This is a genomic window from Pyrinomonas methylaliphatogenes (assembly GCF_000820845.2).
GTDB classification, from domain to species: Bacteria; Acidobacteriota; Blastocatellia; order Pyrinomonadales; family Pyrinomonadaceae; genus Pyrinomonas; species Pyrinomonas methylaliphatogenes.
In genome coordinates, this window is the sequence record NZ_CBXV010000004.1 from 58,817 (window position 1) to 72,923 (window position 14,107).

Annotated in this window: 13 protein-coding genes; 8 read left to right on the top strand and 5 right to left on the bottom strand. The window is 60.5% G+C overall.

The annotated features are described in order from the left end of the window. Window positions 1–48: 48 nt before the first annotated feature. From PYK22_RS04820 to ggt, 5 genes are all read left to right on the top strand, one after another. Window positions 49–1,311, top strand: coding sequence for a cysteine desulfurase (locus PYK22_RS04820; protein WP_041975033.1), 1,263 nt, complete (start codon window positions 49–51; stop codon window positions 1,309–1,311). 146 nt (window positions 1,312–1,457) lie between these two features. Further along, window positions 1,458–1,946 (top strand): Fe-S cluster assembly sulfur transfer protein SufU, encoded by a 489-nt coding sequence (gene sufU, locus PYK22_RS04825; protein WP_041975035.1) that lies wholly within the window; start codon window positions 1,458–1,460, stop codon window positions 1,944–1,946. 199 nt (window positions 1,947–2,145) lie between these two features. Next, window positions 2,146–3,264 (top strand): o-succinylbenzoate synthase, encoded by a 1,119-nt coding sequence (menC, locus tag PYK22_RS04830; RefSeq protein WP_083437677.1) that lies wholly within the window; start codon window positions 2,146–2,148, stop codon window positions 3,262–3,264. A 60-nt stretch (window positions 3,265–3,324) separates the two neighbouring features. After that, window positions 3,325–4,488 (top strand): M20 family metallopeptidase, encoded by a 1,164-nt coding sequence (locus PYK22_RS04835; RefSeq protein WP_211197616.1) that lies wholly within the window; start codon window positions 3,325–3,327, stop codon window positions 4,486–4,488. Between the two features lie 49 nt (window positions 4,489–4,537). Continuing rightward, entirely contained in the window at window positions 4,538–6,268 is a 1,731-nt protein-coding gene (ggt, locus tag PYK22_RS04840; RefSeq protein ID WP_041975039.1) for a gamma-glutamyltransferase, read from the top strand. 99 nt (window positions 6,269–6,367) lie between these two features. Here the strand turns inward: ggt and PYK22_RS04845 are convergent, their stop codons facing one another. The 5 genes from PYK22_RS04845 to PYK22_RS04865 form a co-directional block, all read right to left on the bottom strand. Next, window positions 6,368–6,862: a Uma2 family endonuclease gene (locus PYK22_RS04845; RefSeq protein WP_041975041.1), complete on the bottom strand. Its 495-nt coding sequence runs from the start codon at window positions 6,860–6,862 to the stop codon at window positions 6,368–6,370. Between the two features lie 150 nt (window positions 6,863–7,012). Beyond that, entirely contained in the window at window positions 7,013–7,843 is an 831-nt protein-coding gene (thiD, locus tag PYK22_RS04850; RefSeq protein WP_041975042.1) for a bifunctional hydroxymethylpyrimidine kinase/phosphomethylpyrimidine kinase, read from the bottom strand. A gap of 58 nt (window positions 7,844–7,901) precedes the next feature. Next, window positions 7,902–8,561, bottom strand: a complete 660-nt coding sequence (thiE, locus tag PYK22_RS04855; protein ID WP_041975043.1) for a thiamine phosphate synthase — start codon at window positions 8,559–8,561, stop codon at window positions 7,902–7,904. Next, entirely contained in the window at window positions 8,503–8,853 is a 351-nt protein-coding gene (locus tag PYK22_RS04860) for a hypothetical protein (protein ID WP_041975044.1), read from the bottom strand. Before PYK22_RS04860 ends, thiE begins: the two co-directional genes overlap by 59 nt. A gap of 122 nt (window positions 8,854–8,975) precedes the next feature. Continuing rightward, window positions 8,976–11,099, bottom strand: a complete 2,124-nt coding sequence (locus PYK22_RS04865; protein WP_041975045.1) for a tetratricopeptide repeat protein — start codon at window positions 11,097–11,099, stop codon at window positions 8,976–8,978. Between the two features lie 275 nt (window positions 11,100–11,374). On the opposite strand from PYK22_RS04865, the gene PYK22_RS17485 reads away from it, so the two are divergent. The 3 genes from PYK22_RS17485 to PYK22_RS04880 all read left to right on the top strand — a co-directional run bounded on the left by PYK22_RS17485 (window position 11,375) and on the right by PYK22_RS04880 (window position 14,100). Then, on the top strand, window positions 11,375–11,533 hold the full coding sequence (locus PYK22_RS17485) for a hypothetical protein (protein WP_157770681.1): 159 nt from the start codon (window positions 11,375–11,377) through the stop codon (window positions 11,531–11,533). Window positions 11,534–11,600: 67 nt separating this feature from the next. Beyond that, a complete protein-coding gene (locus tag PYK22_RS04875; RefSeq protein ID WP_060635346.1) occupies window positions 11,601–12,095 on the top strand; it encodes a cytochrome c oxidase subunit 3 in 495 nt (164 codons plus the stop codon). Between the two features lie 136 nt (window positions 12,096–12,231). After that, window positions 12,232–14,100 (top strand): M14 family metallopeptidase, encoded by a 1,869-nt coding sequence (locus PYK22_RS04880; RefSeq protein WP_211197617.1) that lies wholly within the window; start codon window positions 12,232–12,234, stop codon window positions 14,098–14,100. Window positions 14,101–14,107 lie beyond the last annotated feature (7 nt).

Consider the following 14,107-nt stretch of genomic DNA (forward strand, 5'->3'; position numbering starts at 1 on the left):
AGAGCGAATGTCAAAAAGAGGGCCGAAGCGAGCAGGGAGAGGAGAGAGATGATCGCCGCTGAGAAAGATTTAAATGCTGTCAGCGAGCTGGGGCATTGGGATGTCGAGCGCATCCGGCGCGATTTCCCCGTTTTACATCAGACGGTCAACGGCAAACCGCTCGCTTATCTCGACAACGCCGCGTCGTCGCAAGTGCCGCAACTTGTGATCGAACGCGGCACGCGCTACTTGCGCGAGGAGCACTCGAACATCCATCGCGGCGTCCACTACTTGAGCCAACGCGCCACGTCGGCTTACGAGGGCGCGCGCGAGAAGGTGCGGCGCTTCATCAACGCGCGTGAAGCTCGTGAGTGCATCTTCGTCCGCGGCGCGACCGAAGGGATCAATCTGGTGATGCACGGCTACGGGCGCAAGTTCGTCGGGCCGGGCGATGAGATCGTCATCTCGGAGATGGAGCATCATGCGAACATCGTCCCGTGGCAGATGCTCTGCGAAGAGAAAGGGGCGCGTCTGCGCGTCATCCCGATGAACGATGCGGGCGAATTGCTGCTCGACGAGTACGAAGCGTTGTTGAACGAGCGGACCAAGATCGTCGCCGTCACGCACGTGTCGAACGCGCTCGGCACAGTCAATCCCATCAAAGAGATCGTCCGCATCGCGCACGCGCGCGGCATCCCCGTCCTTGTTGACGGCGCGCAAGCGGCCCCTCATCTGCCGATCGATGTGCAGGATTTGGATTGCGATTTCTACGCGATCTCCGGCCACAAGATGTTCGGCCCGACGGGGAGCGGCGTACTTTACGGCAAGGCGGAACTTCTCGAGCGGATGAACCCGTTCATGGGCGGCGGCGACATGATCCGTTCCGTGACGTTCGAGAGGACGATCTACGCCGGGTTGCCGAACAAGTTCGAAGCGGGCACTCCAGCCATCGCCTCGCAAATCGGATTGGGCGCCGCCATCGATTACCTGAACTCGATCGATCGGGCGGCGGCCTACGCCTACGAGCAGGAGTTGTTGCGTTACGCGACGGAACGGCTGTCGAGCATCGAAGGCGTGCGCGTCATCGGCACGGCGCGCGAGAAAGCGAGCGTCATCTCGTTCACGGTCGAGAACGTCCATCCGCATGACATCGGAACGATCCTCGATCAAGAGGGGATAGCCATTCGGGCCGGCCACCATTGCGCGCAGCCCGTTATGCAGCATTTCAAGATACCGGCGACGGCGCGCGCTTCGTTCGCCTTCTATAACACGAAGGAAGAAGTGGACCGGTTAGCTGCGGCCATCGAGAAGGTGATCGAAGTCTTCAATTGAAAGTGCTCGGCAGATGTGCCGGTCGCGAATCAAGCGCCTACAAGCAAGATCGGAGTCTTCAACTTGGCCCATTGAATGTGATCGCACTTGGCCGTATTCTCTAGGGAGTGAAATTTTAGATGAAGGCCGAGGCGTGAGGTTGTCGGATGTCTGAGCTTGGCGAACTTTACCAGCAAGTGATCCTCGATCACAATCGCAAGCCGCGCAATTTCTACGAGATGGAGCAGGCGACGGCGCGCGCCGAGGGCTTCAACCCGTTGTGCGGCGATCAGGTGACGGTCTATTTGAAGCTCGACGGCGAGTTGATCAAGGAGATCAGCTTCGTCGGCTCCGGATGCGCCATCTCGAAGGCGGCGGCGAGCATGATGACGCAGGCGCTCAAGGAGAAGACGAAAGAGGAGGCCGAGAAGCTCTTCGAGCAGTTCCATCGGATGGTGACGGGCGAGCTCGACGAGAACAGCGAGCCGAACGAACTCGGTCGGTTGAAGATCTTCGCCGGAGTGCGCGACTATCCCGTGCGAGTCAAGTGCGCGACGCTTCCCTGGCACACGATGCGCGCGGCGCTTGAAGGGCGCGAGACCGCCAGCACCGAAGACATCGGCCCGGACATCTCTTCCGCCCACATTTCGGCCTAAACGCTGAAGGCAACGGCGAGGAGATCTGGCTTCCCTCCCACAGCGAGTTCGGCGAAGGTGCCCACCGTCGTCGATCAAACGTTCAAGAGCCCGGGCGTTCGTGTTTGCAAATTCTCTCCTTGGCCTAGTAAACTCGATCCCTCTTGATCGTGGTTTCCGCTCGTGCGCGACTTTTCTCGACGCGATATAGGTGCCGAAAGTGAAGATAGATTCGATCGAGTTACGCGAAATAAGCCTTCCGCTCGTCCATTTCTTCGAAACCAGTTTCGGTCGCACCACACAGCGGCGTATCATGCTCGTGCGCGTCCGTGACGCCGACGGGGCCGAAGGATGGGGTGAGTGCACGGCGGGCGAAGGGCCGTTCTACTCGGAAGAGTGGATCGACGGGGCGTGGGGCGTCATCGAACAGTTCCTCGCGCCGATGGTCTTGGGGCGCGAAATCGAATCCGCCGCGCACGTCTCGTCGCTCATGAAGCGCGTGCGCGGGCATCGCATGGCGAAGGCGGCGATCGAGACGGCTTGCTGGGATCTCGAAGCCAAGAAGCTGGGCGTGCCCCTTTGGCGACATCTCGGCGGCGTGCGGCGCGAGATTCCGTGCGGCGTGTCGATCGGCATTCAGGACAGCATCGAAGACCTCTTCGCTAAAGTGGAGAAGGAGCTCGCCGCTGGTTACCAGCGGATCAAGATCAAGATCAAACCCGGTTGGGACGTTGAAGCGGTCGCACGTCTGCGCGAACGCTTTCCAGACATACGGTTGATGGTCGATGCCAATTCCGCTTACTCGCTCGAAGATGCGCCGCTGTTTCGCGCGCTGGACCAGCATCGTCTGATGATGATCGAGCAGCCGCTCGCTTACGATGACATGTACGATCATGCCAAGTTGCAAGCGCAGATCGAAACGCCCATCTGTCTCGACGAATCGATCCGTTCGAGCGACGATGCGCGCAAGGCGATCGCGATCGGCGCTTGTCGCATCATCAACCTCAAGCTCGGCAGAGTCGGCGGGCACTTTGAAGCGAGGCGCGTCGAACGTGTTTGTCGCGAACGCAACGTGCCCGTCTGGTGCGGCGGGATGCTCGAATCAGGGATCGGGCGCGCGCACAACATCGCGATGGCGACGCTTGAGGGTTTCACCCTTCCGGGCGATGTCTCGGCGAGCGCACGTTACTGGGAAGAGGACATCATCGATCCGCCGGTTGAAGTGACGAGCCGCGGGACGATCATCGCGCGCGAGGATCCGGGCATCGGGTACGAAGTGAAACGGGCGCGCGTCGAGATGTTGACCGTGCGAAGCGCCGCTTTGCGCGCCGATGGATGAAAGGCGTCTTCGATTCGTCGTCGATGAAGATAGGAGGGAAGGGCGAAAAAGAGCAGCATCATGGAGATCGATAGAGCGACAGCGCGAAGACTTAACGCTTACATGGAAGAGCATCTCGATGAGACGCTCGCGCTCGCGCGCCAGTTGGTCGAGACCGAATCGCCGTCGAAGGATGCGGAAGGGAGCTGTGCCGTGGTCGAGCTTCTGGTCCAAACGGCGCAAAGGATAGCGGGCGTGTCGGCGATCGAGAGGCGACCTGCCGGAGCTTGCGGCGAACATTTGCGCATCGTCTTCGGCGATGTGAATTCGGGGGCGCGCCCGGTCGTCCTACTGGGCCATACGGATACGGTCTATCCGCGTGGGACGATCCGCCTTCAGCCTTGGCGTGAAGAGGACGGTCGGATCTATGGGCCTGGAATTTTCGACATGAAGATCAATTGCGCGCTCGCGCTCATGGCGATGCGCGCCTGCGCAGAACTCGATCTGCCGCTCGCGCGCCCGGTCGTCGCGCTGTTGACTTGCGATGAGGAGTCAGGCAGCGACCATGGTCGCGCCATCGTCGAAGCGGAGGCGCGTCGCGCCGCGCACGTGCTCGTTCTGGAACCGTCGGCTCCGGGCGGATGCGCGAAGACGGCGCGCAAAGGGACCGGGATCTTCTGCCTCGAAGTCGAAGGTCGCGCGGCGCACGCTGGACTCGAACCGGAAAAGGGCGCGAGCGCCGTGCTTGAGCTTGCGCGCCAGATCGAGCGCATCTACGCGCTGGCCGCGCCGGAGAAAGGAACCACGGTCAACGTCGGCGTCGTGTGCGGCGGCACGCAAGTGAACGTCGTCGCCGCGCACGCGCGCGCCGAAATCGACATCCGCTTCAGCACACAAGCCGAAGCGGAAAGAGTCGAGCGCGCTTTGCGCGAGTTGAAGCCGTTCGATGCACGCACGCGCCTTCGTCTCTCCGGCGGCATCAATCGTCCGCCGCTCGAGCGCACGCCCGCAGTGGTCGCGCTCTACGAGCGCGCGCGCCGAATCGCTTCGCTCCTCGATTGGGAACTTTGCGAGACGAGCGTCGGCGGAGCGTCCGACGGGAATTTCGCTGCCGCCGTCGGCGCGACCGTGCTCGATGGTTTGGGCGTCGCCGGCGATGGTGCCCATTCTGATCACGAGCACATTCTGGTCGCGGACGTCGCGCGTCGCGGCGCGTTGCTCGCCGCGCTGATGGTCGCGCTCTAAGATCGGTATGCGGAGACGGATCTCTACCACTCAAATTAACTGGACCGGTATGATAAGAAACTGGCGGAAGACGTTGGCGATCCTTTTGATGCTGCTGCTGGCGAGCGGCGGCGTGACCGCCGTCGGTGCCGCATCGCGCCCGCCCGTGCGCGCGCGAAACGGCATGGTCGCCTCGACGAGCCGCATCGCGTCGGAAGTGGGCGTTGACATCCTAAAGCGCGGCGGCAACGCCGTCGATGCGGCCATCGCCGTCGGCTTCGCGCTCGCCGTGACGTGGCCCGCGGCGGGCAACTTAGGCGGCGGCGGCTTCATGTTGATCCGTTTGAAGGACGGGCGCACGACCGCTATTGACTATCGCGAGATGGCGCCGCTCGCCGCTTCGCGCGACATGTATCTGGACCGGAACGGTAACTTGATCCAAGGCGAAGGATCGTCGCTCGTCGGCTATCGCGCCTCAGGAGTTCCGGGAACGGTCGCCGGCATGGCGCTCGCTTTGCAAAAATACGGTTCAGGCCGCTTCACGTGGGCGCAGCTCCTAGAACCGGCGCGCCGTTTGGCTGCTGAAGGCTTCACGGTCGATTACAGGCTGGCGCGCAGCTTACGCGCGAGCGCCGATCTGCTGGGCCGGTACGAAGACAGCCGACGAATCTTCTTGCGCGACGGCAAGTTCTACGAAGAGGGCGAGATCATACGTCAACCGGATCTGGCGGCGACGCTGGCGCGATTGCAAAAAGGGGGGCCGCGCGAATTCTATGAAGGCGAAACGGCGCGCTTGATCGCCGAAGACATGAAGCGCCACAACGGGACGATCACGCTCGAGGATCTGCGCGGTTACGTGGCGAAAGAGCGCGCGCCCGTCAGCTCGACCTATCGCGGCTACAAAATCATCTCGATGCCGCCGCCGTCTTCGGGCGGCGTGGTGCTCATCGAAATGCTCAACATCCTCGAAGGATTCGATCTCGGTCGCATGGGCTGGGCGTCGGCGGAGAAATATCATGTAATGGCGGAAGCGATGCGCCGCGCTTTCGCCGACCGCGCCGAGTACATGGGCGATGCCGATTTCGTCAACGTGCCGGTCGCCGGTTTGATCGATAAATCTTACGCGGCGAAGCTGCGCGCGACGATCAACCTCGAACGGGCTTCGACGAGCGCGGAAGTGAAAGCCGGCAAACCCGCTGGCGCGGAAGCTGAAGAGACGACCCATTTCACCGTGGTCGATCGTGAGGGCAACGTCGTCGCCAACACATACACGTTGAACGGCAGCTACGGATCGGGAGTGGTGGCGAAAGGGACAGGCGTGTTGCTCAACAATGAGATGGATGATTTCGCGGCTAAGCCCGGCGTGCCCAACATGTTCGGTTTGATCCAAGGCGAAAGGAACGCGATCGCGCCGAAAAAGAGACCGCTTTCGGCGATGACGCCGACGATCGTGCTTCATCCGGACGGCTCGTTTTACTTCACCGTCGGTTCGCCCGGTGGACCGACGATCATCAACACGGTGTTGCAGGTGATCGTCAACATCATCGATCACGGGATGAACATCCAGCAGGCGATCGACGCGCCGCGCATTCATCATCAGTGGCTGCCGGATGAACTCGTCTACGAGCCTTACGGTCTAGCGGAAGATACGAAACGCGCGCTCGAAGCGCGCGGGCACAAACTGACCGCGCGTCCGCGCTACATGGGCGATGCCGAAGGCATCATGCGTGAAGAGAAGACGGGCGTGCTTCTCGGCGCGACCGACCCGCGCTTGAGCGATGGACCGGCTGTCGGTTACTAGAGCCGTCTGCAGGTGGCAAAGAGCGAGTCCTCGCGGCGAGAGGCGAATGTGGTCCGATCCATCAAGAAGTCGATCCCGCATGCCGAACTGCGGGCAATTTCACACCTCGCAGCGGCACCCGCACAACAACTGGATTTCGACCGGCGACTTGTGTTGCGAAGCGCCATCTCGACGTAGATGCAGGACGAGAAGCGTGTATGGATCGAAGACGATCACGTCTTTGACGCCTTGCGAAAGGTAGAATTGTGGTCCGATCTCCAGATCCTTGGCTTCGTAGCCTCTGCTGATGACTTCGATCACCGCTTCGGGCACGAGCGTGATCGCCTCTTCTTCCTCGTCTGGCTCGCGGCAGAAGATCGAAATGTCGGGCCGTTTGAGAGAGCCGTCGGGAAAGTTGATATAAACATCGGAGACGTGAACGCAGGAACACGAGCTCCCACTGCTCTGTGCTGAGTCGATCGGAGCGATGGTCGCGCGAATACGGTCGATGGCCTTCTGATGTTTGTAGATGGGGTAAGGCTCCCAGATCGGCAGCCCACGCACGATCTCCAGCTTGATCCCAAGTTCTTCCGCCTTGAAAAACTTCGGATCCATGTTCGCCTCGCATGCGAAGTTTAATACAGTTCGAATGCCATCGCTAGTGCGTCTCGATGACGATGAGTTCATCGGCGCTGGCGCATCGGGCGCGACGTGACTCGATGCCTCGGGACAACAAGCTGTTACTCGGAGCCAGATCCGGAAGCGTTACGCTTCGCCGGTCTTGTCGAGCACCGACCGCACCGAATGAGCTGAGTTCACCGGATGGAAACCCCGACCGATGGGAGGCGCTTTCATGATCGCTTCCGTGACGAAATCTTTCGCTCTGGCGACCGCTTCGTGCAAGCTCAATCCGTGGGCGAGACACGCGGCGATCGCTGCCGAAAGTGTACAACCCGTGCCATGCGTCGCTTTGGTTTGAATGCGCGGCGCGCTGTAGAGGCGGACCTGTTCACCATCATCCAGCAGGTCGAGCGCCTCATCCGCAAGATGCCCGCCTTTGATGAGCACGGCGCGCGCGCCCATCTCGCGCATGATGCGCGCGGCTTGACGCATGCCCTCTTCATCCTTGATGCGCAGCCCGGTGATGCGTTCGGCTTCAGGGATGTTGGGCGTCGCGATCCGCGCCAGCGGCAGCAGCTCTCTTTTGAGCGCTTCGAGCGCTTCGTCATCGATCAGATCGTAGCCCGAAGTTGAGCGGACCACCGGATCGACCACCGGCGCGGGCAGCGGCGTTTCGCGAAACAGGCGCGCGACTTCGGCGATGATCGCGCGCGTCGGGAGCATGCCGGTCTTCGCGCCAGCGACGGAGAGATCTTCGACGACTGGGAGGATCTGATCGCGCACCGTTTCTGCCGTCTGGTGGACGGCACCGAAAACTCCGGTCGTGTTCTGAAAAGTAAGCGAAGTGACGGCCGCAACGGCGAAGCAACCGAAGGCGGTGAAAGTTTTGATGTCGGCGACGATGCCCGCGCCGCCGGAAGGGTCGAGCCCGGCGATGGTCAAGGCGATGATCGGTTCGTCTTTGTGGTCTATCATGTCAACGCTCCGCTCGAAGTTCGATCTACCAGATGAAAGCGCCGCGCTTACGGGCCGCCTAAGGACGGGCCGGTTTATGGTGCGTTATGCTTTCAATTACAGCGGGCAAATCTTTCGCTGCGGTAAACAGCCTTATGGCGGCGATGCCGGAGGCGCCGGCCTCTAGCGCTTGGGCGAAGTTATCGAGGGTGATGCCGCCGAGCGCGATGACGGGGAAGGGGCGAAGGGCTTGAACGACTTCCCGCAAACATTCCACCCCTAGTGGCGATCCGTAGATCGATTTGGATGGCGTTTCGAAGATCGGGCCGAAGACGACGAAGTCCGCTCCCGCATCGCGCGCTTCGCCAGCTTCTACGAGCGAGTGTGTGGAGACGCCGATAAGGAGATCCGGACCGAAAGCCTGACGAATGACATCGGCTTTCAAAGAATGTGAAGTAAGATGCACGCCATCAGCTCCGGCGGCGCGCGCGATATCGGCGCGATCGTTGATCAGCAAACGGGTCGCGCTACGGTTCGTTATCTCAGCCGCGCGACATGATAGCTCGTAAAGCCTGCGCGCCGGCAAATTCTTCTCTCGAATCTGAATGAGGCTGACGCCGGATTCGACGGCGCGACGGATGAGATCGATCGTGCGGGCGAAATCATCTTGGGCGGATAACTCACCGCTCGTGATGAGATAGGTGATAGGAGTTGGGATCTCGCTCGATAGGTCGTGCATGGTGCTCTTCTTGCGCCTGCAACAGACGGACGGTGCGCTTGAAGTTGAAGATCTCCCAAAAAGCCATAAGTAGATTGAGAATCCCGAGGCCGGTTACCGCCCCGCGCACCCAGCCCGAAGCGATCACTTGGCGCAGACTCTGCAGCCCGATCTTTTGCGCCGCGTACAGAAGCAGGTAATTGTCGCCCCAATCGCCGAGGCCGAAGGGTTGCACCCACGGCAGAAAGACGAGCGCAAGCCCCACCTCAAGGCTCAGTATGATGTAGAAGACGACCGTTAATCTCGCTGCCATCGCCCCGCTATGATAATGGCACAGAAGGGAAGCGCTAGTCCACCCCAGATGGCGCGTCAACTCGCTTCTTCTGGTGGAGCGAATTCGATCTGGGTGCGTGATAGCTCACCCCAGATGGCGCGTCACTTGGTGAGGTTTCGTTGCGATTGGAGCTCTCGCAGGCGTTCGCCCACTCCGCGATAGGAGACGTTTATGCCGTAAACTTCCGAGAACACTTCGATCGCACGCTCGATATCGCCCATCTGCTCGTAGGCGTTGCCCAGTTCGTAACGTAGAGCTTGATACTCGTCTTCGGAGTGACCTGGCGCGTCGAGGCCGCGTTTGAACCACATGGCGGCAACGCGCGGCATCCCTTTCTGCATGAAACAGTGGCCCAGCAGGTTGCAGCACTGCAAATAGCGCGGCGTGCCATCCTGTGGCGCGGTGAGCGCGATCGCTTTTTGGAACTCTTCGATGGCTTCGTCAAGGAGATCCATCTCCTTGTAAGCGACGCCGAGATTGTAGTGGGTTTCGTAATCCGAAGGTGATGCGGCTGGCTCGTCTTCGCCCAGTTCGGCGCGGAACTCGTCAAGCAACGCGGCGAAACCCGGGTCGATCGTTGGCCCATGCCCGTTCGCCCTCTTCTCGGCGGCGAGTTGCGGCGGATCCGGCGCGGCTTCAGCCACGATGGCCTCGATGAGGCCTACCTCTTCCGCTGGAATAGCGCCGTATTCGACCTCAGAATCTGCGGGCGTCGCCGTTGCTTGAGCTAAGCGCGCGCGCCTTTCCGCAATGCTCGCGTGCGGGCCGAATTGTTGCTCCAGAAGATCGAGCGTATCGCGCGCGATGTCCACATAACCTTGCGTCAGATAGTAGTCAACGCTCTCGAGCTCCTGCTGAAGCAGTTTCTCCCGACGGGCAACTTCGCTCGAGGACGCGAGCGCATCCTCGAAGGATTGAAGGTTCGGAGTCGCGATCTCGGCAACGCCATCGATGTTCGAATCGAAGCCGACCGCCTCCCATCCAAAGGCGAGATCTGGCGTGACCGCAGACTCGAATCCCGAAGCTGAGTCTTCAAGGCGAAAAGCCGTGTACTCGACCTCATCGGCGCTCTTGGGCGCGTGGTTGTTCGACACGGCTTCTTCGGTCGAAAGGCGGGCGAGATGAGCGAGCGCGCTCTGCTCCTCTTCCGCCAATCCTTGCTCGCGCGCCGCCTCGACCAATCTTTCGAGCGTCGCGCGCAATCGCTCGTCGTCGCGCTGCCAAGTGTAGATGCGCACGAGCAGGCGTAAAGCCTCGATCTGTTCAGGATCGCATTCGAGGCTGTGATGGAGAAGTCCCTCGAGCGTCTCTTCATCGCGCGCCGCTAAAGCCGGCTCGATCACCTGCGCGAGCAGACAAACGGCGCGCGCCGCATCGCCGCGACGCAGATAAAAACGCGCCACTTCGATCAGCGCTGTGTAGCTGTGCGATTCGCGCGCGAAAAGATCCTTCGCCACGCGCTCGGCGGCTTCGATCTCCTCGGCCTCGAGATAAGCGCGCACCAGCATGGCGCGGAGTTCCGCGTTCTCTGGATCATCCGCGATCGCCCGTTCCAGAATCTCCGCCGCATCATGGGCCAGGCCCAATCCGCAATAGGCTGAGACGAGCCCGCTGAGCGCCTCTTGATTGAGCGGATCGAGTCCGTAAGCTTGATTGTAAGCGTCAAGGGCACGCTCATATGCCTTCTGGGCCAGCAGATTGGCACCGGCTTGAACATAGGCCTCAGCCGCATCGAAACGCAGCCCCTCATGCGCATAGCTCTGGGCCAGCTTCAACCGAATCTCAGCGTTCTGCGGATCGAGATCGGCGATGCGGCGAAGGACCTCGAGCGCCTTGCGGCGTTGCCCCGCTTGCGTGTAGGCGTCAGCCATCAACATGTACTGCTGACGCGCTTCGACGATGAGCCCTTGTTGCTCGTAGAGCGTGCCGAGCTTGTCGGCGACGTCAAGCGCCGTCGGATCCAGACGCTGGATCTTCTTGTACATCGCGATGGCCTTCAACGTGAAACCTTGAGTGCGGTAGTGCTCGGCCACGCGCGTAAAACACGCGATGGCGTCGGCGGGCTTCTCCGCACGCACATATAGATCGCCGAGCGTGTTGAGCGCAGCGAAGTCTTTCGGATCGTGCTCGGCGATGCGACGGTACTCTTGGATGGCCGCCGCGATCTTGCCCTGGGAAAGATGTTTTTCTGCCGCGCGAACGGCTTTTGCTTTGTCGAAGCGCATCGTGTGATTCGATCTCGGTCGCTAACTGCGAGCAGGTCTCGTCGTGGTAATAGCAAGAGAGCGAAGCGGTTTTCGACCCTCCCGTCTGGGCAGCCGGAACTTACGCTAACACGGTCTCGCGCTCAGTGTCAACCATGTTTATGTATTTTAAACAAAGTCTTCGGAAATCGGCCCGTCTCTTCGCGGTTAGATCCCGGGCGACGAGAAATCCGCTTCGCGCATTTATCCTTGTTCCGCCTTGCGGGTTAAAATGGGGTTCGCGAGGAAGGCTGCTGATGAAACGAGCGATCGTCACTAAGGAACCGACCGTGACAGCCGAGCCGACCGGGACTTTCGTCGCGCGCAAGCCCGGCTGGGGAGTGAACGGTAACGGACATCGAAACGGCGGGGTTTCGCGGGAATGGCGGTGGCGGCGGCGGGAGGGACCGCGATGATGCGGCCCATGATGGCCAGCCGATCCGTTACAAACTGGGGCTGTTGTTCGGTCTGGTTGCCATTACCATGACGTTTGGTGCGTTGACCGGGGCCTTCGTCTTACGCTTGATGAGCAACCATGATTGGCATTCGATCAGGATGCCGCGTCTGCTTTGGCTGAGCACGGCTTTGATCGTGGCGAGCAGCGTGACGATGGAGGCTGCGCGGCGGGCGCTGCGCCATCGAGCCATACGTCCTTACTATCACCGGTTATTGTTGACTTTGGGGCTCGGTTTAGGTTTCCTCATCGCGCAGTTGATGGCTTGGCGTTCGTTGGTCGCGCGCGGCATCTATCTGGCCAGCAACCCGCTCAGTTCTTTCTTCTACATCATCACCGGAGCGCACGGGTTGCATTTGATGGGTGGGATCGTCGCGCTCGGATATCTCGTCGCATGTGCGCGCAGCCTCGAGATCGAAGCTATGATGGAGCGACGGACGATCTCGGAAGGGGTTGCCATCTATTGGCACTTCATGGACCTGTTGTGGCTCGGCCTTTTCGCCTTGCTCTCATCTTTGGGTTAGTCGAGTTCCACCAACCTATTTGGAACGGCTTCAAGTGATCTATATGACGGAAGGCAAGATAACTCCCTTCGGAGCGGAAGGCGAGGTGGGGTGCGGACTTTGCATACAGTGCGAGCGAGGAGTCAAACAATGGTTCATGTCGAGATCTCACTTCAGATCGGCTTGGTTGAGCGTTGGGCTATGGGGAAAATGTGTTACGATCGGTCTCGCCTTTTTGTGGTTCTTCATGTTCGGCGGAATCATCTACGGCCAGCACGAGTCGCCGGCAGTGCCGTCCGACTGGATGACGCCTGCGGAGCGGACCGATTATCGTGAGACTCCGCGTTATGCCGAGACGATCGCTTTCAGCGAGCGCTTAGCCGCCGCTTCGCCGTGGGTCCGTTTGGTCCATTTCGGCGAAAGCGGCGAGGGGCGGGCGCTTCCGCTGCTGATCGTCGCAAAGGATGGGACTTTCACTCCGGAAGCGGCGCGCAAAGCGAGCAAGGTCGTCGTGCTCATTCAAGCGTGCATTCATGCGGGCGAATCGGAGGGGAAGGATGCCGGTTTGGCTTTGATCCGGGATATCGCCATCACGAAGACGCGCGCGGAGCTGATCGATCGCGCCGTGTTGCTTTTCATCCCCATCTACAACGTCGATGGGCACGAACGTTTCGGCCCCTATAATCGCATCAACCAGAACGGTCCAGCCGAGATGGGGTGGCGCGCGACGAGCGCTGGGCTGAATCTGAACCGTGATTACATCAAAGCCGATGCGCCGGAGACGCGCGCTTGGCTCCGTTTGTGGAACGAATGGCAACCGGATCTGTTCATCGATTGCCACACGACCGATGGGGCCGATTTCCGCTACAACATCACCTATCAATTCGAGCGACACGAGAATGCGCCCATGTCTATACGCCAATGGATGCGCGAAATCTTCGAAGGGCGCGTCGTCCCTGCCGTGGAGGCGGAAGGCAATTTGGTTTCGCCCTACATCGTGTTGCATGATGAGACGGATCCGGCGCGGGGCATAGATGAGTTCATTTCGACGCCGCGCTTCGCCACCGGCTATGTCCCGCTGACGCGCAATCGACCGGCGTTGCTGATCGAAACGCACATGTTGAAACCTTATCGTTCGCGCGTGCGCGGAACGTACGATGTGCTCCGTTTCATGCTCGCGGAAGTCAATCGCGATCCCGCGTCGTTGATCAAAGCCGTGCGCGCTGCCGATGAGGAGGCCGGTTCATGGGGGCGGAGCTATGATCCGCAGCGTCGGGTCGCGCTCGAAGTCGAGCCGACAGAAGGATCGGTTCCGTTCCTGTTCAAGGGTGTGCGGTATCGGCGCGAGTTGAGCGAGATCTCCGGCGCGGTCCGGATCATATATGAATCGGAGCCGCTCGACCTGGAGGTTCCGCTCCGCAATCAAGCGCGAGTCAGCGTATCGGTCGCGCCTCCCCTGTACTACATCGTGCCGCCGCAGTGGAAAAGCGTGATCGAACTGCTGGCGGCGCATGGCGTGATGATGCGCAGGATCGAGGAGCCGCTAACGGTTGAGGTGGAAAGCTATCGCTTTCGTGACGTGAAATGGGCTCCATCCTCTTTCGAAGGGCGAGTGCTCTTATCTTTCGTCGCTGATCCGATTCATGAGCGCCGCACTTATCCGCGCGGATCGGTCCTCGTTCCGGTCGCTCAACCTGCGGCGCGTTTGATCCTGCACATGCTCGAACCGCAGGCTCCGGATTCGCTCGTTCGCTGGGGATTCTTCAACGCCATCTTCGAGCAGAAAGAGTATGGTGAAGACTATGTGCTCGAGAACTTGGCGAGGCGGATGATAGCTGAGGACCCGAAACTGAAAGAGGAGTTCGAAGAGCGCGTGGCGCGCGATCCGAAGTTCGCGGCGGATGCGCGCGCACGTCTGCGCTTCTTCTACCAGCGATCGCCGTATTGGGATGCGCAACTGAATCTCTATCCGGTCGGGCGCATTCTGAATCCGATCGCCGTGCGCTCGATTGAGTTAAAGCCTTGAGAGCCTG